Genomic DNA, 18,469 nt, shown 5'->3' on the forward strand with positions numbered 1-18,469 from the left:
TTGTTATTTTTCTTCTTTACACTTTAGCCGTTTGGGTGTAAGTTGTGAATGCAAAATCTAATTCATTAAAATTTGTAAGGAGGAATTTTCGTATGAAAAACGAAAAATTAGCAAAAGGCGAAATGAACCTTAATGCACTATTCATTGGGGACAAAGCCGAAAACGGACAATTATATAAAGACTTGTTGATCGACTTAGTAGATGAACATTTAGGATGGCGTCAAAACTACATGCCACAAGACATGCCAGTTATCTCTTCTCAAGAACGCACATCTGAAAGCTACGAAAAAACTGTCAACCATATGAAAGATGTATTGAATGAAATCTCTTCTCGCATGCGTACACATTCAGTTCCATGGCATACAGCAGGTAGATATTGGGGACATATGAACTCAGAAACATTAATGCCTTCTCTATTAGCTTACAACTTTGCAATGCTATGGAACGGGAACAACGTTGCCTATGAATCTTCTCCAGCAACTTCTCAAATGGAAGAAGAAGTAGGACATGAATTTGCTCACTTAATGAGCTACAAAAATGGTTGGGGACACATCGTTGCTGATGGTTCTTTAGCTAACTTAGAAGGCTTATGGTATGCCCGTAACATTAAATCATTACCATTTGCTATGAAAGAAGTAAAACCAGAATTAGTTGCTGGCAAATCAGATTGGGAACTATTGAACATGCCAACAAAAGAAATTATGGACTTATTAGAATCAGCTGAAGATGAAATTGATGAAATCAAAGCTCATTCAGCTCGTTCAGGTAAACATTTACAAGCAATCGGTAAATGGTTAGTCCCACAAACTAAACACTATTCTTGGTTAAAAGCTGCTGATATTATCGGTATCGGTTTAGATCAAGTTATCCCAGTACCAGTTGACCATAACTACCGTATGGATATCAACGAATTAGAAAAAATCGTTCGTGGCTTAGCAGAAGAACAAATTCCAGTGCTAGGTGTTGTCGGTGTAGTTGGTTCTACTGAAGAAGGTGCCGTTGACTCAATCGATAAAATTATTGCTTTACGCGATGAATTAATGAAAGACGGTATTTACTATTATGTACACGTTGATGCTGCTTATGGTGGTTATGGACGTGCCATCTTCTTAGACGAAGACAACAACTTCATCCCTTACGAAGATTTACAAGATGTTCACGAAGAATACGGTGTCTTCAAAGAGAAAAAAGAACACATTTCAAGAGAAGTGTATGATGCATATAAAGCAATCGAATTAGCAGAATCAGTAACAATTGACCCTCATAAAATGGGTTATATCCCTTATTCAGCTGGTGGTATCGTTATCCAAGATATCCGTATGCGCGACGTTATTTCTTACTTCGCAACTTACGTATTTGAAAAAGGTGCCGATATTCCTGCGTTACTAGGTGCTTATATCCTTGAAGGTTCAAAAGCTGGTGCAACAGCTGCTTCTGTATGGGCTGCACATCACGTTTTACCTTTAAACGTTGCAGGTTATGGTAAATTAATTGGTGCTTCAATTGAAGGCTCACATCATTTCTATAACTTCTTGAATGATTTAACATTCAAAGTTGGCGACAAAGAAATCGAAGTCCACACATTAACTCATCCAGACTTCAACATGGTTGACTATGTGTTTAAAGAAAAAGGCAACGATGATTTAGTAGCAATGAACAAATTAAACCATGATGTATATGACTATGCATCATACGTTAAAGGAAATATTTACAACAACGAATTCATTACTTCACATACTGACTTTGCTATTCCAGATTATGGCAACAGCCCATTAAAATTTGTAAACAGCTTAGGATTTAGTGACGAAGAATGGAACCGTGCAGGTAAAGTAACTGTGTTACGTGCTGCTGTAATGACTCCATACATGAACGATAAAGAAGAATTTGATGTTTACGCTCCTAAGATTCAAGCTGCTTTACAAGAAAAATTAGAACAAATTTACGACGTAAAATAATTGAATCTTAAACGGAAAAAAGAAATGGTAACCGAATGAGGGGACGTTCGTCTGATTGATTTATTTAAGAGATAAATCAACCAGACGGCTAACCTCTTAACCAATTCTTTGTCTGGGTAAGAGGCAGTCGAATGACTGTTTTACTCAGCGTATGACAGTCATTCATGCTCCTTATCCAAAATCTTATAAGGAGTGTACAAAATTGGATAAACAACAAGTTAAAAAAATTGAATTAGGTACTTTTATCGGTTTAACAATGGCATTGTGTGCAACTGTACGTAGTATCCCAACACTTGCTGCTGTTGGTTGGACATTAATTTCTTACACAATTTTCGCGGTCTTATTCTTTGCTGGTCCAATCGCATTGATATCTGGTGAATTATCTACGATGCTTCCTCAAGAAGGTGGCCCTCAACTTTGGGTTAAAACTGCCTTAGGTAGCAAATGGGGTTTTGTTGTCGCTTGGTTACTATGGGTGCAAATGTTCCCAGGAATGGTAATGGTTGCTTCTACATTAGGCCCTTTGCTAGGTAATACATTTGGTAATGTTCACTTAGGTGAAAATCATTGGTTCGTATTAGGTTGTATCTTAGTGATTTACTGGATTATTACAATCTTGAACTTGAAATTTGACATGGCGAAAGTTGGCGGAAATATTGGTGTTTGGCTAGGTGTTTACATCCCAGTATTAGTTATGTTTGTTTTAGGTCTTCTTTCAATGATTAAAGTAGGCTTAACACCTGGCGGCTATTTAGGTGCCTTCTCTTGGTCAAAAGTTTTACCAAACTTAGAAAATATGGACACATTTAAATATCTAGCAGGGATTGCGTTTATCTTTGTTGGGATTGAAATGTCTTCTGTTTATATTCCTCGTTTGAAAGATGCAACAAAAAATTATACAAAAGGCGTTTTCATTTCATTAATTGGTTTAGTTTTATTAAACGTTATTAATGCAATGTTTGTTGCTAATATTGTTCCAAATGGCAAAATGGAATTGTCTAACATTACACAACCAATTTTGCTTTATTGTGACGTTTTAGGTTTACCAACAATTATTGGTAATATCTTTAGTTTCATGGTCTTCTTAGGTGTGTTATTACAATTATCTGCTTGGGTTACTGGACCATCAAAAACAATTATTCAAGTTGCTCGTGATGGCTTATTGCCGCCAAAATTTGGTTTCCATCGCGAAAATAAATATGGCGTTTCTCGTAACGTTGTGTTAACACAATCTGTAGTTATCTCATTATTCGCTTTACTTTATGGGGTAATGGATGATGTCAACGCTGTATTCTTAACTTTAACAAATGCAACAACAATTATTTATAGTATTGTGTATGTATTGATTGCGATTTCCCTAATTAAATTACGTAAATCTCAACCAGATACACTACGTCCTTACCGAATTGGTAAAAAAGGTAATGGCTTAGCTTATTTAGTGGCAGCAATGTTAATTTTTAGTGTTATCATTGTTATTTTCGCCACATTAGGTACAACAACCGTGACTGATGCAGTCTTAGTTGCATTAATCACTATTGTTATGTTTGTGATTCCGTTAATCATTAATCGCTTTAAAAAAGCAAGTTGGGCAACGGAAGTAAAAGAAGATTTAGGTGAATAAAAAGGCTAGCAATTATTTTGCTGAGTGCCTCTTCACCTGATGACTATAGTAAATTGTCGTTTGGAAACTGAAGCAAGTTCGATTATTGCTTCAGTTTTCGCTTTCCATAAAAGGAGGTTTTCATATGAAATCAACGAAACCCACTGTTTCGTTCGCTGAAAGTTTAGGCATTTTGATTGCCTTGTTAGCGATTCTCGGGTACTTAATTATTGGTCAAAAATTAACCCCTCACATACCGATTCTTTTTGTATTCATGTTGTTGTTGCTTTATGGCAAATGGAAAGGATTTTCTTGGGATGAGATCCACGAGGGCATTGTGGAAGGGATTAAACCAGGGATCATTCCGATTATTATTTTCTTGCTTATAGGTGTCTTAGTTGCTACTTGGATCTTATCTGGGACGATTCCAACAATTATGGTCTATGGTTTTAAAATTATCTCAGTGAAGTTCTTCTTACCAACCGTTTTTGTGGTCTGTGCACTAGTTGGTGTGACGGTAGGGAGCTCCTTTACGACTGTTTCAACTATGGGGATTGCCTTTCTAGGTATTGGACATATTCTTGGATTCGACAATGCGATGACAGCTGGCGCAGTTGTTTCAGGTGCCTTTTTAGGGAACAACATTTCACCGTTATCTGATACAACAAACTTAGCTGCTGGAATTGGTGGCGTGAACCTTTTTGAACATATACTAAACATGATGTACACTGTTATTCCGGCGTTTATTATTTCGATTGTCGGCTATATCTTTTTGGGGCATCAATCTGGTTCAGCGGATTTACAATCGGTTGATGCAATGGTCCAAACGTTACATCAAGGATTCTGGATTTCACCGATTACATTGTTGCCAGTAGCGGTTTTATTCTTATTCGCCTGGAAAAAGGTACCGGCTATTCCAACGTTACTAGTCGGCTCTACAGTGGCGGTCATCTTAGCTTTTATAAATGATCATCACCTAAGTTTAGCGAAAGTTTCTACTATCTTAATGAGTGGTTATGTGGCAGATACAGGGGATCAAAGTATTGATACACTTTTATCTCGTGGTGGGATTGAAAGCATGTTAGGTTCTGCTGCGTTGATTATTTTGGCATTAGGTTTGGGCGGCTTGTTGATTAAGTTTAACATCGTGGCTACTTTAATTGATAAAATTAAAGGCTATGTGAATAATCCAGCCAAATTAATCGCTTTAACTGCTTTAAGTTCTGTGGGAATTAACTTACTAGTTGGCGAACAATATTTGTCAATTATTTTACCAGGGGAAACATTTAAATCCTCATTTACTCGTTTAGGTATTGATAAAAAATATTTAACTCGTACTTTGGCAGATGCTGGGGCGGCAGTCAACTCGTTAATTCCTTGGGGAGTTAGTGGTACCTTCATTATGGGAACGTTAAAAGTTGGTGCACTAGAATACTTACCATATGCCTTTTTCCCATTGCTTTGTCCCATTATCACCGTCATTTTGGGGATATTCTTAAAAAAACAACAAGGGGAAAACAAAAAAGCACCAGGGACTAACGTTGAATTGTGAGTTTTTTCAGATAATTAAACAATTGGTTACGATTGAACCTCAGTGTATCTACTGATTGGTTCAATCGTTTTTTCGTCACAGATTTTTTACAATTCTTCATATAATCTTTGAAGCTCCTTAAAGGCAATTTAATTATTCTAAGTTATGATACAAAGGATCAATCAAATAGGTGGATGAACGTGGTGTTAAACTCATAGAGACTAACAGTAGTTTATTCTTGCTCAATGTTGAGGTGTAGGTTCGAATCCTACCGTCCACTTTCTGTTATTTAAACCAACTTAGAACGAAACACAAACAAGTGACGGATACACATGATTAAGGTACAATAAGGGTAGGGAAAACAAGGAGGAATTCTTATGAAAAAGATAGGGCTTATTTCTAGTGCTTTTCTTTTAACCCTTGCTTTAGCAGCATGTGGCGGCGGAAAAAGTACAGAAAATACGGATAGTCGTTCCAGTGCTGCGGAAAGTACCACAGTCGAGAGTACAAAAGCATCTGCTACAAAAGAATCAAGTAGCAAAGCAGCAACAAAATCTAGTGATGCGAAACCGTCAGGAACAACGACAGCTGATTCGAAAGCAACAGCTTCTTCTACGAAGGAAGCGACAAATAATGGCTCAGCAGAAAAACAATCACCAGCGAAAAATGCGAATCCAGATGACCAAGCCAAGCAAGTGCTTAACCAGCTAGCAAACATGTTTCCTGGTCAAGGCTTACCGCAGGCAATTTTAACGAGTCAAACGAATAACTTTTTAACTGCAGCGACAACATCACAAGCGGATCAAAACAATTTCCGTGTTTTATATTATGCAGAAAAAGAAGCGATTCCAGTGAATGATGCACGTGTCAATCAGTTAACGCCAATTAGTTCTTTTGAGAAAAAAACATATGGCTCTGATGCCGAAGCAAAAAATGCAGTGAACCAAATCATTGACAATGGCGGTCAACCAGTAGATTTAGGTTACAATATTACTGGGTATAAACAAGGGGCGGCAGGTTCTAGTTACTTATCTTGGCAAGAAGGCAATTGGAGTTTAGTCGTACGGGCCTCAAATATCAATGGTGAATCGCCTGATGATTTAGCGAAAAATGTTGTCAACATTTTGGAACAAGAAACGTTGCCAGCACCGAATACCGTTGGTCAAATCACACTGAACGTGGCAGGAACCACTGACTATAATCGAAACTCAGTAGTTTGGCAAGCCGGTACAGTAGTTTACTCTGTCCATCATTTTGACCCAATTCAAGCAGTGAAGATGGCAACATCAATGTAATTAATAAAAAGAAAGCGTGCGACAATGGACATTGTCGCACGCTTTCTTTTTATTATTAATGACTTTAATCAGTCGAAATCTCTAAAGAGATTTCGACAAAAAAACCACGCGTACTGCGCGTGGAGGCCAGAGCTTTAGCGATAAAAACTCCTTTCGATATAATAGATAAAGGCTACCAACCGTTATCAAATCGAAAGGAGTTTTTGAATGTCGAACGACGATAAAAGTTTAGCACATACTCGTTGGAATTGTAAGTATCATCTTGTGTTTACACCAAAATATAGAAGAAAAGTAATCTATGGTCAATTGAGGCGAGATATAGGGAAAATACTAAGGAAATTGTGTGAGATGAAAGAAGTCGAAATCATTGAAGCGCATGCAATGCCCGACCATATCCATATGTTGGTAAGAATTCCGCCGAAGTTGAGTGTATCAGGTTTTATGGGTTTCTTAAAAGGAAGAAGTGCAGTAATCATTCATGAACGTCATGCGAATTTAAAATACAATTATGGAAATCGATCCTTTTGGTCAAAAGGCTATTATGTGAGCACTGTAGGATTGAACCAAAAAACGATAGCTAAGTATATACGAGAACAAGAAGCAGAAGATCGAGTAAGGGATAGTATAAACAAAAGAGAGTATAAAGATCCATTTAGGAAGTAACAACTAGATAAGAATAGAATGGTAGCGGTTGGCAGTCTCTAAAAAAAGCTCCCTTAAAGGGAGCAGCAGGTAGCGAGCCCTTCTAGGGCTATTAAAAAGCCACCCGCTATGCGGGTGGATATTTACTTTTGTTCTGTATAACCTTGTGATTCCACCAATTCTTGGCTTTTCTTCATGCTAATTCCCTTAGAAGAATCTCCATCAATCTGGATACCATCTACTTTTTTGGCTTTATCATAATCAAGTTTTTCATAATTAATCGTCAATTTTTCGATGGCTTGTTTGTCCTCATAGGTCAGTTTGTAATCAAGCCCTTTGATGTCCTCATATTGTTTAGAAACGGGTTCCAACGCTGTTTTTGCCTCTTCTTTTGTAATCCCCAATTTGTCATAAGAAACAATGTTTTTAGCCGTTTGCGTTAAGACTTTATCTCCTTGGTACGTATAGGTTAAGGTGGAATCAATCCCATCTTGTGGCGAACCTACAAAGGTTTTTGTCTCTATTTTTGAACCGCAACTTGCAAGAAAGAATACCCCAATAAAAATTAAAAATACACGTAAAAACTTTTTCATTTCTAGATAACCTCCTTTAGCTGTTTATTCTTGACTGTAACATAACACGCCAAATAATTACTGTTAAGTAGAAAGCTTGTGAGAAGTCCAGCAAATAAAACTAAATAAAAAAACTTGCCTCTTCATTTTTATGAGAAGAGGCAAGTTTTTTTATTTAGTAATATCACTTAAATCTGGTTGTGAGTGAGCCAACCGACTGGCAGCCGCAGCCGCAATTGCGCCCACGATATCATCCAAGAATGTGTGGACATGTTCGCCATCATGCGCATTTAACTCTTTTAAAATGCCTGGTTTTACCTTGTCGATATACCCATAGTTCGTAAAGCCGATAGATCCATAAACATTTACAATGGAGAGCGCCATAATTTCATCAATGCCATAAAGCCCTTCATCTTCCGTTAAAATTTCTTGTAACGGTGAGAGTAGCTTGTTTTCTTCTGCCAGAATATCCAGTTGGACACCTGTAATAATCGCGTTGTGTACTTCACGCTTTGTTAACACGGCATCAATACTTTCTAAACAAGTATCTAATGTTAAATTATCAATATAATCTTTTTGTAAAAATAACACAAGTTCAGCTAAATCATTCATTGTTACGCCACGTTCTTGCAATAAACGACGTGCGCTATTTTCTAACGTATCTCCTTGGATTACCATTTTTTGTCCTCCTAATTTCTGCTTTAGTTGAAGTTCTTCTTTCATGGTACCAAAAAGAACGATAAAGGGGAATTAGAATCTATTTTGGTAGAGAATAATTTAGTTGAAGTGTTATTTTTAGTTAAAAATTACTAAGCGTTCGGTTGTAACGATGCCATCACTTGTTTTAATTGTGTCACTGATTTTTGGAAGAGTTCTTTTTCAGCGGCATTCAGATTCAATTCAATAATGTCAGTCACACCTTGATTGCCAACGACTGCAGGAATCCCTGTAAATACATCTTGTTGCCCATATTGCCCATCTAAGTAAGCTGAGACAGGTAAAATAGCTTGTTCATTATTTAAAATGGCTTTAACAATGCGTGCAGTACTCATACCAATCCCATAATAGGTCGCTTGTTTGCGATCGATAATTTCATAAGCTGTATTTTTCACTTTATCAGAAATGATTGGTAAATCGTCACTAGTTAAGCGTTCTGTCGTATCCACAATTTCTAAAATAGGTTTGGTACCAATCATGGTATGAGACCAGACAGCCACTTCAGAATCCCCGTGTTCGCCAATAATATAGCCGTGAACATTGCGTGGATCAATCGCTAAACGTTGAGACAGTTCTTTGCGGAAACGAGTTGTGTCCAAAGTTGTACCAGTTCCAATTACTCTTGAAACAGGTAAACCAGAAGCTTGCCAAGCCACATAAGTCAGTACATCGACAGGATTTGAGGCAATCACTAAAATTCCATCAAAACCAGATTTCATGATATTGTTAACAATTGTTTTCATAATTTCTGCATTGATTGAAACCAAATCTAGACGACTTTGCCCAGGTTTTTGATTAGCGCCAGCTGTAATCACGACGATATCGGCATCTTGGCAGTCTTGATAGTCGCCAGCCCAGACGTTTACATTTTCTTGACCCCAAGACACACCATCTAATAAGTCAATTGCTTCGCCTTCAGATTTGGCTTTGTCAATATCAACTAAGATTAATTCATTCGCAATCCCTTGGTTGATCATGGAATAGGCAATACTTGTGCCAACAAAACCAGTACCAATAATTGCGACTTTTTTGTTAAATACTTTCATCGTTCATCTCTTCTTTCTGTAATATTTCTTTCTTAGTGAATTATATCACGAACTTTTTAGGTGTGGTTATACCAATCTGTAATAGTCTTTATTAACAATTTAAATAAGGGAAGCGTGCTTTTTTTGTTATGATAAGAGTAGGAAAATAGAGAAGATAAGGAGGCAAAATGACAACGACAACAGTGTATTATGCAAGCAATAATGAAAAACAGCCGAACCGTTTTCAACTAGTTATCGGTAGCTGTAGCTATGAACTTCCAAAAATAGAAATCTACGAAATCCTGGAATGTGTCGCTTTAGCATATGGCTATCAAAAAGAACCATTCATTGAAGAACAAACAGAATGTTTTGTTAAAGGCAACCGTTGTATACATGTTTCCCAACAAGCGACGACGTTGACTTTTGTTGTGAATGATCTGCGTTTAGTAATGGAAAAACAATGCCGGAATCACGAAGAAGTCTTTCAAGAAGTCAATCATATTTTATTGAATATTTTTGAGGAGACCCCTTGTGTTTTTCTCGAAAAGTAGGAAAGAAGGATTAAGATGAAACAGGTGAAAATAACAACTACCTCAGACTTGATTAATGGCGGCTGCAATGCCTGTCCGAATGTGAAGTGTACGAATTATCTTGTTCATGTAGAAGATGAAACAATTGCGTTAGAAACGCTAACCGTTGCAGATTTAGTAACTTTATTAGCACTCAAAGAAGGGTTTCGTCAAAAATTAGTTATGGAAATGTTCGAAGAATATACGATGTTTGAAAGGGAAACTCATCAAGTTGTATTTAAGGAAGAGGAAACGAGAATTCTTTTTCAATCAAAAAAACAGACCATTCAAAGCACTCTTTTGTCTAAAGAGCCACAACAAGTGTTCCAAGAAACCCAGCAAATTTTACACCAACTATTTGAGTTAGAACCTTTTGAATTTGAATTGGTAGAGGAAACTGATAAATAAAAAACAGGAAAACGATTTAGCGAAAGCTAAGTCGTTTTCCTGTTTTTTAGGCTTGTCGTTCACGAATTTTTTCAACGATTCGGTTATAAACTTCAGAGAAGGAAGTGTTGGCATGGTGATCGGTCTGGACAATGAAAATTTTTCGAGAAGCAAAGGACTGATCAATTGGTTGCCAAGGGATCTCATCGGAAATAGATAATCGAGAAACAATTGATTGCCCAATGTTATTTTTTAGTAATTGTAACAGGACTTCGTTGTTGTTTAATTCGATAATTGGTAAGTTGATGCTGTGTTCGTTGAGATAAAGCTCATTGAAAAAACGTAAGCCAGAGTTCTTTTCTCTTAAGAGCCAAAATTTTGAAGCGGCATCACCTGCTAGAACTAGTTGGTCTTCATAAACAATTTCTTTGTGTAGATTTTTGGTTTCAATGGGTTTTTCAATTAGTCCAATGTGGGCATGATTATTTTGAACCATATCCACGACTTCGTTTGAATTCATCAGTTGAATCGAAAAGTTGATGAGTGGAAAAGCGGTAACCAAACTCTCCATAATATCTGGCAATAAATAAATAGCAACTGTATTTGAAGAGGCTATAATGCAGTCTTCTTTAAAATTCTCTTTTTCTGCAGCTTGCGCAAAAGAAGTAGTTAAGCTTTCAATAATCGAGAGCATTTTTGGATATAAAAAATCAGCTTCTTTGGTAGGAATAACCGATTGTTTTCCATTACGATAGAACAGCTTGATCGAAAAGTGTTGCTCTAATTTCTTGATTTGCAAAGAAACAGTTGGCTGAGAAATATACAATTGTTTGGCCGCCGCACTAAAATTTTTGGTTTCATACACAGCAATAAATGTTTTGATCCATTCGAACATAAAATCGCCTCTTTCTATTTACTATCTTAATAGTTGTTATTGCAAATATTTATTTTACAAATATAAATATTTCATTTAGTATAATAACATACTTTTGATTAATATCAATAATAATAAATAAAGACGGAGTGTGACTACATAATGGTAGAAAGTGCGAAAAAATTCTTGCGGAAAGTCCCGATTCCCATTTGCGGACTAATTTTAGGGATGGTTTCTTTGGGGAATTTACTTTATTCCTTGGGATATGCAACAATTGGGACCATTTATTGTGTACTTGGCAGTCTCTTAATGATTTTAGTTATTTTAAAAATTATTTTTACAATGAAACATGCATTAAGCACCTTAGATGATCCAATTATTGCTTCGGTATCACCAACATTTACAATGGCTTTAATGGTTATCTGTGTTTTCTTAGATCGGATATTTACCAATGCTGCTTGGATTAACGTGTTGTGGATTGGCGCAGTGATTTTACATTTTATTTTAATGATTTATTTTGTAGCGGTGCATATTTTTCCAACAAAAATCGAACTGGAACATATTTATCCAAGCTGGTTTATTACGTTTGTCGGCATTGGCGTTATTCCTAATACTTCTCAATTGTTTATCAATGAGTTGGGAAAAATTGTTTTTTGGGTAGCGTTGTTCTTTTATTTACTTTTGTTACCAATTTTAATCAAGAGAATTACGAAGTCGAAGGAAATGCCTGAATCGACCATTCCTTTATTGACGATTATGACAGCGCCAGGTTCGTTATGTTTAGCTGGCTATATTTCAATGGGTGGTCATTTGTATATGCCATTAGTTGTTTTCTTGCTAATTTTGTCTCAATGTATTTATGGGATTGTAGTAGTGAATCTATATAAAATTATGCAAGTGACATTCTATCCAAGTTATGCTGCCTTTACATTCCCATTAGTAATTTCTGCGACAGCATTAGTCAAAGTTAAACCTTTATTTGCAGAAAAGGTAGGCCTAACGAGTCTGTTAAATATTTTGTCTACTTTTGAACTCTTATTAGCTGTGGCTATTGTAAGTTATGTGTTCATTCGATATTGCATTTTTTTATTCCAAAGAGAAAATAACACGAAAAAAGTGGAATTAAATTAAAAAAAGAGAGGAAGCAAAGAGGTGAAGAAACTATTAATTACTGGAGGAGCTGGCTTTATTGGTTCTAATTTGGCTAATTTTTATAGTCAACAGTATCAAGTTTTTGTGATTGATGATTTGTCCATGGGGCGAGTGTCAAATTTGCAACAAACTGAGCAGTTGGTTTTTATTAAAGGAAGTGTGACGGATCAGCAATTATTGGACGAAGTACTTTCAAAGCATTCGTTTGAGTATATCTTTCATCTTGCGGCCGTGGCAAGCGTGGCAAGTTCTGTGGCACAGCCTCTAGAGACACATGAGGTCAATTTTTTAAGTGTATTGAAAATATTGGAATCAATAAAAAAATATCAAAAAGAGCTCAAACGTTTTGTTTTTGCTTCGTCGGCAGCCGTTTACGGTGCAGAGCCAACGTTGCCTAAAAGAGAAACTTCGGTGATTTGCCCTTTGAGTCCCTATGCTATTGATAAGTTTGCTGCTGAACGTTATGTTCTCAATGAATACCATTTACACGGGGTACCCACGAGCGCAGTTCGCTTCTTTAACGTCTATGGTCCCAATCAAAATCCTGCTTCACCCTATTCTGGTGTCCTGTCCATTTTGATGGATCGTTATATCCAGTTAGAACAAGGGCAAGCGAGCCAATTTCAAATATTTGGAGATGGTCAGCAAACACGTGACTTTATCTACATTGAGGATGTCCTAACTGCATTAAATTTAGTAGCAACCAAAAGTGAAGCGTTGGGACATGTTTATAATGTGGGTACCGAAGTTGCCATTTCCCTTAATCAATTAATTGAAGAAATGAACCAATTAGTGGGACTTTCTTTGCCAGTTTCTTATCAAAAGGAACGAGATGGCGATATAAAATATTCTCTTTCAGATAGTTCTGCTTTGAAAGGCTTAGGTTTTTCGCCCGTTTATTCAATTCGAGAAGGACTTCAAAAATATTTTAAGTTTACCCATAATACCCAAAATAGATAAAAAAAGACGAGACTTATTTGTTAAGTCTCGCCTTTTTTTGTGCAAATGTTTCGCCCCAATGGCAAAGTGAAGAGAGGGCATCGTAAAGAGCATATCCCTCCGGAGTGAGCGTATATTCCACACGCGGGGGCAGTTCGTTAAAGGATTCTCGATGGACTAGGCCATCTTTTTCCATTTCTCTCAAGCGATCTGTCAGGACGCGTTGAGTGATTCCGTCGAGCGCACGCATCAATTCACCGTTGCGCTTGGTTCCTTGGAATAATTCATCCATTAATGATAATTTCCATTTGCCGTTAATGGTGGAAAGAGCTAAGTTGATACTGGTTTGTTTATCAGTTGTCATAGTTTCTCCTTGTGACACGTAATGGTTACTTTTTTCTTCCTAGGTGAATAAAAAGTGCGTACTTTTTTTCTCCATCATAGTGAGTAATAATAACTATGTCAAGTAAGGCAAGAGGAAGGAAGAAGAAATATGATGTATCAAGATGTTGTTCGCAGCCGCCGCTCAGTTCGGGATTTTATGCCAGATGTTGAGATTCCTAAAGAGGAATTAATGGCCATAATTGAGGAAGCAATGTTCGCGCCAAATAGTACCAATTTAAATTCATGGCGTTTTTTAATTGTCACAGAAAAAGAACAAAAAGAGATCCTTTACGAAGTTTCGATGCAACAACCAGCAGTTAAAGGGGCAGCGGCGGTGATTATTTTATTAGGTGATTTGACTGCTTATACAGTGGCCAATGCAGATGAAATCAGTGCTAAAGCTGTCGCACAAGGAACGATGACGGAAGAAATTCGTCAAGGAATTAATGAAAATGTTTCTTGGTACTATGATGTTAGTGAAGAACAAAAAAGAGAGTGGCTAATGTTAGACCAAGGCTTAGTTGCAATGCAGCTGATGCTTTCTGCAAAAGATCGAGGCTATGATACTGTGGCGATGTCTGGTTTTGAAACAGAAGCGGTTCGCAAGTTATTTAATATTGAGGATCATTTAGTGAACGGACTGATTATTCCGATTGGCAAAGCTCAAACACCCGGCTTTGAAACAGTCCGACGAGATGTTTCAGAAGTAGTAACTTGGTTAGACTAAAAAGCTAAACAGTTCTGTAATTGCTGTTTATTAGATTTTGAGCGTGGAACAAACATCCAAAGTGATTGTTGTCCCACGTTCGTTTTTTTGTTGATCATCCGCTTTTGAGAATGGCCAGAGAAGACGTTTAGTGAACCAATTTTGAAAGAAAGTGATACACTAGAAGAAAAAGAAGTGGGGCGACCTTATGCGTTATGTCATAATGCAGTCACGAGATATTCGTGAAAATTTAGCAACGGAAGATTATCTATTAAACACTCTCTCTTTTGAAGAGCCCTTAGTGTTGTTCTATATTCAGGAACCCTGTGTTATTTTAGGCCGAAATCAAAATGCTTATGAAGAAATTGACTTAGCTTATGCTAGAGAGAAGGGAATCGTTATTACTCGCCGTTTATCGGGCGGTGGTGCTGTTTATGATGATCTCGGGAATGTCAGCTTTAGTTTTGTTGTTCAGGAAGGACATCAAGCTTTTGGGGATTTTAAAGCGTTCACTAAACCAATTATTGAAGCATTACATAAAATGGGCGCAACGGGGGCCGAGATTAGCGGTCGCAATGATTTATTAATTGAAGGGAAAAAATTTTCTGGCAATGCCATGTATACAAAAAAGGGGAAGATGTATACTCATGGTACCTTGATGTATGATGTTGATTTGGCAGAAGTTCAACGTGTTTTAACTGTTTCTAAGAAAAAAATTGAATCAAAAGGGACAAAATCTGTTCGGGGACGCGTAACCAATTTACGGCCGTACTTAGACGAAAAATATCAACAATTAACCATTGAGAAATTTCGCAATCGTTTACTGATGGAGCTCTTTGATGTCGAATCTCTAACTGAAATTGCGGAGAAAGAATATGTCCTAACCAAAGCAGATCAACAGGAAATTAGAAAATTGGTCGCTGAAGTGTATGGCAATGAAGCTTGGATTTTTGGTGAAGCGCCTAAATTTACGATCAAAAAAGAAGAAAAGTTTAAAGGCGGCATTGTGGATGCACGTTTGACTGTTGAAAAAGGTAAAATAATTGAGTTAACGATTTATGGTGATTATTTTGCCAAAAAAGAAACAACGGAAATCGTTACAGCTTTATTAGGTGTGGACTATCAGTATTCATCAATTTGGCAAGCATTAGCAGCGTTTAACTTTGAAGACTACTTTGTAAATATCACCAAAGAAGAATTTGTTCATTTATTGGTGGATTAATAAACGTGCTGGGACAAAAGTTAAAGAATCTTTTGTCCCAGCACGTTTATTTAATGATGGTTGGCTCTTGCTAGAAAAATTTCCCATGAACGTCCCAATTGCCAGTATCTTTGGCTTTTTTCAATGTTTGCATTCGACGGAAGCCAACAGGATGATCGGATAAGAAGTTACTCAATTTAAGCCAGATGGTATTATCATGTAAATCAATACTGTGAAAGTATTCTTCTAAATCCACACGACTGCCCATGTATTTTCCTGAAAATAAATAAATCATACTTAAAGCACCTTCTTCGGCGTAGTATAAACCTGCGCGATCAGCGGTATATTCTTGCGTTCTTGTAAAACTTTTATCTAACGCAACTGGTTTCAAAATAATGGATAACATTAGCCGCCATAAATTAGTGTGTCCACATTTATGGTGTCCTAGCTCGTGTGCCAAAATAAAGCGAATCAGCGAAAAATCGCCTGTATTGTACGCGATATCCAACAAATCACTGTGAATGACAACATAGCGTCTGTGTAAAGAGCATTTTGCCGCAAAAGCGTTTAAGACACCATTCCCGTTGATTAAATAAAGACGTGGCATCCTTAATTTTTTAGTGCCAAAGCCCATTTCTTTTGCCAAATCAATATACAAAGAATAAATTTCTGGTAACTGATTTTCTGTAATTTCCACTCCGTTAGAAGCAGTATCCATGTACATATAACGAATGGTAAAAAAAGCAATGACTGGCGCAATTGGTGCAATTAAGACAATTAATAACCAGTCAGGAATCGGCAAATCACTCAATATCAATAAAGCAACTAACCCCAATGCTAAAAACAATAAAACAAAACCAATGATAATCATTGGTAATTCAAAACGATAACGTAACTTAGCAACAGAAATTTCTTTCTTTTTTTCCTGCGGTTGACACATAAACATTCCTCCCCAAACATTTCCCAAACACTTTTTCAAATAAAATGACTTATCTGTTACTTCTAATATACCATTGGTTAATCGATAATGACAATGGTGGGAACTTGAATAAAGGTAATTATATCAAGTGATTAATGAAAGGGACTCGTTGTACGCGGGGAATTGGTCTATCTTGATTAAATAAAATTTTAATAATCTAACTGTTTTAGACGTAATAAAGTAGTTTCTGGAGTCAATTTTTTAATAACATACAAACGCAAAATCGCATGTTCAATTTTTTGTTCTTCTGGCGATAGCTCCGAATTTATATAGGATAACTTCTCGATTAAATAGGTTAAAAATGAGCCAGTACCTTGGCTGCCCACTAAAAAGCCCATTTCTTCCGTTTCGGTTAATTGTTGTTTTTTTAAGTGGTAAATTTCTTGTGCAAGTGCCCCCGAGATAATGATTTCATCCGTTTGCTTGTTCAAATTCGTTAGTAAGTCGCTTTTTGTTGCTACCGTAACAGTTTCCATTGCACTCATCCTTTGCTTTTATATGATACATCTAGTATAACATGGTCTCACTTTTTTTTATTTTTCCTCTTGCTCTGGTACGCGTTTCATAAGGTAAGCTAGGTGTATCAAAATATTGGAGGGCATGAAAATGAATGTTATAGTGGAGATAAGCGATAGACTTGGTATGGATTACTATTTTGTCTCGGTGACTACGACGGCCAAAAGTCTGCAGTTAAATAGTCCCAAAAAATACTATAAGATTTGGCATCAAGAAATTCCGTACCATCAGATAACGGAGTGGCACTTGACACAGCAGGAGGATATTCAGGAAATTTCTTTTGCTTGGCAGGAGACCTTTTATCGTTTTGTTGATTACGGGACAGGGATTGTGCCTTATTTAACTCAATTTTGTAAAGTAATGAGGTGAAAGTATGACAACAATTCGAGAAATTGCGCGCCTTTCAGGATCTTCAGTTACGACTGTTTCGCGTGTGATTAATCATCATCCTTATGTTTCTGAAGAAAAACGACTGAAAATCCAAGCAATTATCGATGAGTTGGGCTATAAGCCCAATATATTAGCGAGAAATCTTAGCTTTGGGAAAAGTAACACATTAGGTGTCATGGTTCCTTATACGAATCAACCTTATTTTGATGCTATTTTAAGTGGCATTATCCACCAAGCATTTCAGCAAGGGATGATGGTCAGTTTATTACCAACGGATTATGATAAAGAAGTTGAAAAAAGTTACTTGGAAAAAATGGCTACGGGTGCGTTTGATGGCATGATTGTTTTGTCAAAGGCAAATCCTTTAAGTGTGTTTGCTCCGTATAAAGAGCAAGTTGTTTTTTGTGAAAAAATAGAAGACCCTAGTTATGCTAGTATCTATATCGATCGTTTAACCGTTTATCGGCGGGTTTTCCAAGCGTTGAAACAACAAGGATGTAGAGAAGTGGCAATTACGATTAACCGTGCACCAGAAAAAAGTACAAGCGCACGTTATTTAGTTGACGCATATCAGGAAATTTATGGAGTGATTCCTGAAAATCGGTTATTTAAGGACTGTTTAACCTATGAAGATGGGTGTGAAGTAGGACGACACTGTGGGCAAGATCCAACGCTCCAGGCGGTTGTGACCAACGGTGATGAAATTGCCGCAGGGATTCAAGCCGTTATTGAAAGACCACTCTTTTTAGTGGGACAGGAACAAACTTTATTAAGTGAAATTTTAAATTTTTCAACAATCTGTCATCCATTAATGGAATTAGGGGAAAAAGCCACACATTTATTTCAAGAAAAACGGCCGAAAACGATTCAATTGACTTCTACATTTATTAATCGACAACCAGATTTTTCTTTTTCTTAGAAAAAAGCTGGTTGTTTTTTCTTTGGTAGAATAAGGTTTTTCGCTAAAAAATAAAAAAACTTACAAAAAGTAAGACAAAAAGCTTTACTTACTTTTAGTAAGGTAGTATAGTAAGC

The 18,469-nt window shown here is 36.8% G+C and carries 20 protein-coding genes; 13 read left to right on the plus strand and 7 right to left on the minus strand.

Translation table 11 applies throughout. From position 1 onward, the window contains the following. Positions 1-92 precede the first annotated feature (92 nt). The 5 genes from tdc to tnpA all read left to right on the plus strand — a co-directional run bounded on the left by tdc (position 93) and on the right by tnpA (position 7,044). On the plus strand, positions 93-1,955 hold the full coding sequence (gene tdc / locus IGJ41_RS02170; RefSeq protein ID WP_002355450.1) for a tyrosine decarboxylase: 1,863 nt from the start codon (positions 93-95) through the stop codon (positions 1,953-1,955). Between the two features lie 202 nt (positions 1,956-2,157). Continuing rightward, on the plus strand, positions 2,158-3,576 hold the full coding sequence (gene tyrP / locus IGJ41_RS02175) for a tyrosine-tyramine antiporter (RefSeq protein ID WP_002355453.1): 1,419 nt from the start codon (positions 2,158-2,160) through the stop codon (positions 3,574-3,576). A 124-nt stretch (positions 3,577-3,700) separates the two neighbouring features. Further along, positions 3,701-5,107: a Na+/H+ antiporter NhaC gene (gene nhaC / locus IGJ41_RS02180; protein WP_002363118.1), complete on the plus strand. Its 1,407-nt coding sequence runs from the start codon at positions 3,701-3,703 to the stop codon at positions 5,105-5,107. Between the two features lie 356 nt (positions 5,108-5,463). Next, positions 5,464-6,381, plus strand: a complete 918-nt coding sequence (locus IGJ41_RS02185; RefSeq protein WP_010827145.1) for a hypothetical protein — start codon at positions 5,464-5,466, stop codon at positions 6,379-6,381. Between the two features lie 207 nt (positions 6,382-6,588). Next, positions 6,589-7,044, plus strand: coding sequence for an IS200/IS605 family transposase (gene tnpA, locus IGJ41_RS02190; RefSeq protein WP_002411089.1), 456 nt, complete (start codon positions 6,589-6,591; stop codon positions 7,042-7,044). Positions 7,045-7,166: 122 nt separating this feature from the next. Here tnpA and IGJ41_RS02195 read toward each other — a convergent pair whose 3' ends face one another. From IGJ41_RS02195 to IGJ41_RS02205, 3 genes are all read right to left on the minus strand, one after another. Next, complete coding sequence (locus IGJ41_RS02195; protein WP_002355456.1) at positions 7,167-7,616, minus strand: YehR family lipoprotein; 450 nt, start codon at positions 7,614-7,616, stop codon at positions 7,167-7,169. Between the two features lie 150 nt (positions 7,617-7,766). Beyond that, positions 7,767-8,273: a phosphatidylglycerophosphatase A family protein gene (locus IGJ41_RS02200; protein WP_010710809.1), complete on the minus strand. Its 507-nt coding sequence runs from the start codon at positions 8,271-8,273 to the stop codon at positions 7,767-7,769. Positions 8,274-8,404: 131 nt separating this feature from the next. Further along, positions 8,405-9,358 carry an L-lactate dehydrogenase gene (locus tag IGJ41_RS02205; RefSeq protein WP_002358635.1) on the minus strand — a complete coding sequence of 318 codons (954 nt, stop codon included), beginning with the start codon at positions 9,356-9,358 and terminating at the stop codon, positions 8,405-8,407. A 167-nt stretch (positions 9,359-9,525) separates the two neighbouring features. Between IGJ41_RS02205 and IGJ41_RS02210 the strand changes: the two genes are divergently transcribed. Together IGJ41_RS02210 and IGJ41_RS02215 are read left to right on the plus strand one after the other, a co-directional pair. Then, positions 9,526-9,888, plus strand: coding sequence for a DUF4809 family protein (locus tag IGJ41_RS02210; protein WP_104855931.1), 363 nt, complete (start codon positions 9,526-9,528; stop codon positions 9,886-9,888). A gap of 15 nt (positions 9,889-9,903) precedes the next feature. Continuing rightward, positions 9,904-10,314 (plus strand): DUF4809 family protein, encoded by a 411-nt coding sequence (locus tag IGJ41_RS02215; protein WP_002361221.1) that lies wholly within the window; start codon positions 9,904-9,906, stop codon positions 10,312-10,314. Positions 10,315-10,360: 46 nt separating this feature from the next. Here the strand turns inward: IGJ41_RS02215 and IGJ41_RS02220 are convergent, their stop codons facing one another. After that, on the minus strand, positions 10,361-11,188 hold the full coding sequence (locus IGJ41_RS02220; RefSeq protein WP_002355461.1) for a LysR family transcriptional regulator: 828 nt from the start codon (positions 11,186-11,188) through the stop codon (positions 10,361-10,363). A gap of 141 nt (positions 11,189-11,329) precedes the next feature. On the opposite strand from IGJ41_RS02220, the gene IGJ41_RS02225 reads away from it, so the two are divergent. Further along, complete coding sequence (locus IGJ41_RS02225; protein ID WP_002355462.1) at positions 11,330-12,298, plus strand: TDT family transporter; 969 nt, start codon at positions 11,330-11,332, stop codon at positions 12,296-12,298. 21 nt (positions 12,299-12,319) lie between these two features. Further along, positions 12,320-13,279: a GDP-mannose 4,6-dehydratase gene (locus IGJ41_RS02230; RefSeq protein WP_010774437.1), complete on the plus strand. Its 960-nt coding sequence runs from the start codon at positions 12,320-12,322 to the stop codon at positions 13,277-13,279. A 13-nt stretch (positions 13,280-13,292) separates the two neighbouring features. On the opposite strand, the gene IGJ41_RS02235 is transcribed toward IGJ41_RS02230, so the two are convergent. Next, positions 13,293-13,640: a winged helix-turn-helix transcriptional regulator gene (locus tag IGJ41_RS02235; RefSeq protein WP_002355464.1), complete on the minus strand. Its 348-nt coding sequence runs from the start codon at positions 13,638-13,640 to the stop codon at positions 13,293-13,295. Between the two features lie 111 nt (positions 13,641-13,751). Here IGJ41_RS02235 and IGJ41_RS02240 point away from each other — a divergent pair, with 111 nt between their 5' ends. Together IGJ41_RS02240 and IGJ41_RS02245 are read left to right on the plus strand one after the other, a co-directional pair. Continuing rightward, entirely contained in the window at positions 13,752-14,369 is a 618-nt protein-coding gene (locus IGJ41_RS02240) for a nitroreductase family protein (protein WP_010774438.1), read from the plus strand. Between the two features lie 187 nt (positions 14,370-14,556). Further along, a complete protein-coding gene (locus tag IGJ41_RS02245) occupies positions 14,557-15,570 on the plus strand; it encodes a lipoate--protein ligase (RefSeq protein ID WP_438713799.1) in 1,014 nt (337 codons plus the stop codon). Between the two features lie 70 nt (positions 15,571-15,640). On the opposite strand, the gene IGJ41_RS02250 is transcribed toward IGJ41_RS02245, so the two are convergent. Together IGJ41_RS02250 and IGJ41_RS02255 are read right to left on the minus strand one after the other, a co-directional pair. Then, on the minus strand, positions 15,641-16,495 hold the full coding sequence (locus tag IGJ41_RS02250) for a M48 family metallopeptidase (RefSeq protein WP_029645075.1): 855 nt from the start codon (positions 16,493-16,495) through the stop codon (positions 15,641-15,643). A gap of 182 nt (positions 16,496-16,677) precedes the next feature. Continuing rightward, positions 16,678-17,013: a hypothetical protein gene (locus IGJ41_RS02255; RefSeq protein WP_162783041.1), complete on the minus strand. Its 336-nt coding sequence runs from the start codon at positions 17,011-17,013 to the stop codon at positions 16,678-16,680. Positions 17,014-17,128: 115 nt separating this feature from the next. Between IGJ41_RS02255 and IGJ41_RS02260 the strand changes: the two genes are divergently transcribed. Both IGJ41_RS02260 and IGJ41_RS02265 read left to right on the plus strand, forming a co-directional pair. Further along, on the plus strand, positions 17,129-17,413 hold the full coding sequence (locus IGJ41_RS02260) for a hypothetical protein (RefSeq protein ID WP_002366136.1): 285 nt from the start codon (positions 17,129-17,131) through the stop codon (positions 17,411-17,413). Positions 17,414-17,417: 4 nt separating this feature from the next. Next, complete coding sequence (locus IGJ41_RS02265) at positions 17,418-18,353, plus strand: LacI family DNA-binding transcriptional regulator (RefSeq protein ID WP_016625972.1); 936 nt, start codon at positions 17,418-17,420, stop codon at positions 18,351-18,353. The last annotated feature ends 116 nt before the right edge of the window (positions 18,354-18,469 follow it).

The sequence above is a fragment of the Enterococcus sp. DIV1537a genome (genome assembly GCF_051712085.1).
Lineage (GTDB): Bacteria > Bacillota > Bacilli > Lactobacillales > Enterococcaceae > Enterococcus > Enterococcus faecalis.

Bases quoted from the DNA above. Each gene is read 5' to 3' on its own strand.
- tdc (WP_002355450.1), top strand. From the start codon at position 93: ATGAAAAACGAAAAATTAGCAAAAGGCGAAATGAACCTTAATGCACTA.
- nhaC (WP_002363118.1), top strand. From the start codon at position 3,701: ATGAAATCAACGAAACCCACTGTTTCGTTCGCTGAAAGTTTAGGCATT.
- IGJ41_RS02185 (WP_010827145.1), top strand. From the start codon at position 5,464: ATGAAAAAGATAGGGCTTATTTCTAGTGCTTTTCTTTTAACCCTTGCT.
- tnpA (WP_002411089.1), top strand. From the start codon at position 6,589: ATGTCGAACGACGATAAAAGTTTAGCACATACTCGTTGGAATTGTAAG.
- IGJ41_RS02195 (WP_002355456.1), bottom strand. From the start codon at position 7,616: ATGAAAAAGTTTTTACGTGTATTTTTAATTTTTATTGGGGTATTCTTT.
- IGJ41_RS02200 (WP_010710809.1), bottom strand. From the start codon at position 8,273: ATGGTAATCCAAGGAGATACGTTAGAAAATAGCGCACGTCGTTTATTG.
- IGJ41_RS02205 (WP_002358635.1), bottom strand. From the start codon at position 9,358: ATGAAAGTATTTAACAAAAAAGTCGCAATTATTGGTACTGGTTTTGTT.
- IGJ41_RS02210 (WP_104855931.1), top strand. From the start codon at position 9,526: ATGACAACGACAACAGTGTATTATGCAAGCAATAATGAAAAACAGCCG.
- IGJ41_RS02215 (WP_002361221.1), top strand. From the start codon at position 9,904: ATGAAACAGGTGAAAATAACAACTACCTCAGACTTGATTAATGGCGGC.
- IGJ41_RS02220 (WP_002355461.1), bottom strand. From the start codon at position 11,188: ATGTTCGAATGGATCAAAACATTTATTGCTGTGTATGAAACCAAAAAT.
- IGJ41_RS02225 (WP_002355462.1), top strand. From the start codon at position 11,330: ATGGTAGAAAGTGCGAAAAAATTCTTGCGGAAAGTCCCGATTCCCATT.
- IGJ41_RS02240 (WP_010774438.1), top strand. From the start codon at position 13,752: ATGATGTATCAAGATGTTGTTCGCAGCCGCCGCTCAGTTCGGGATTTT.
- IGJ41_RS02245 (WP_438713799.1), top strand. From the start codon at position 14,557: ATGCGTTATGTCATAATGCAGTCACGAGATATTCGTGAAAATTTAGCA.
- IGJ41_RS02250 (WP_029645075.1), bottom strand. From the start codon at position 16,495: ATGTTTATGTGTCAACCGCAGGAAAAAAAGAAAGAAATTTCTGTTGCT.
- IGJ41_RS02255 (WP_162783041.1), bottom strand. From the start codon at position 17,013: ATGAGTGCAATGGAAACTGTTACGGTAGCAACAAAAAGCGACTTACTA.
- IGJ41_RS02260 (WP_002366136.1), top strand. From the start codon at position 17,129: ATGAAAATGAATGTTATAGTGGAGATAAGCGATAGACTTGGTATGGAT.
- IGJ41_RS02265 (WP_016625972.1), top strand. From the start codon at position 17,418: ATGACAACAATTCGAGAAATTGCGCGCCTTTCAGGATCTTCAGTTACG.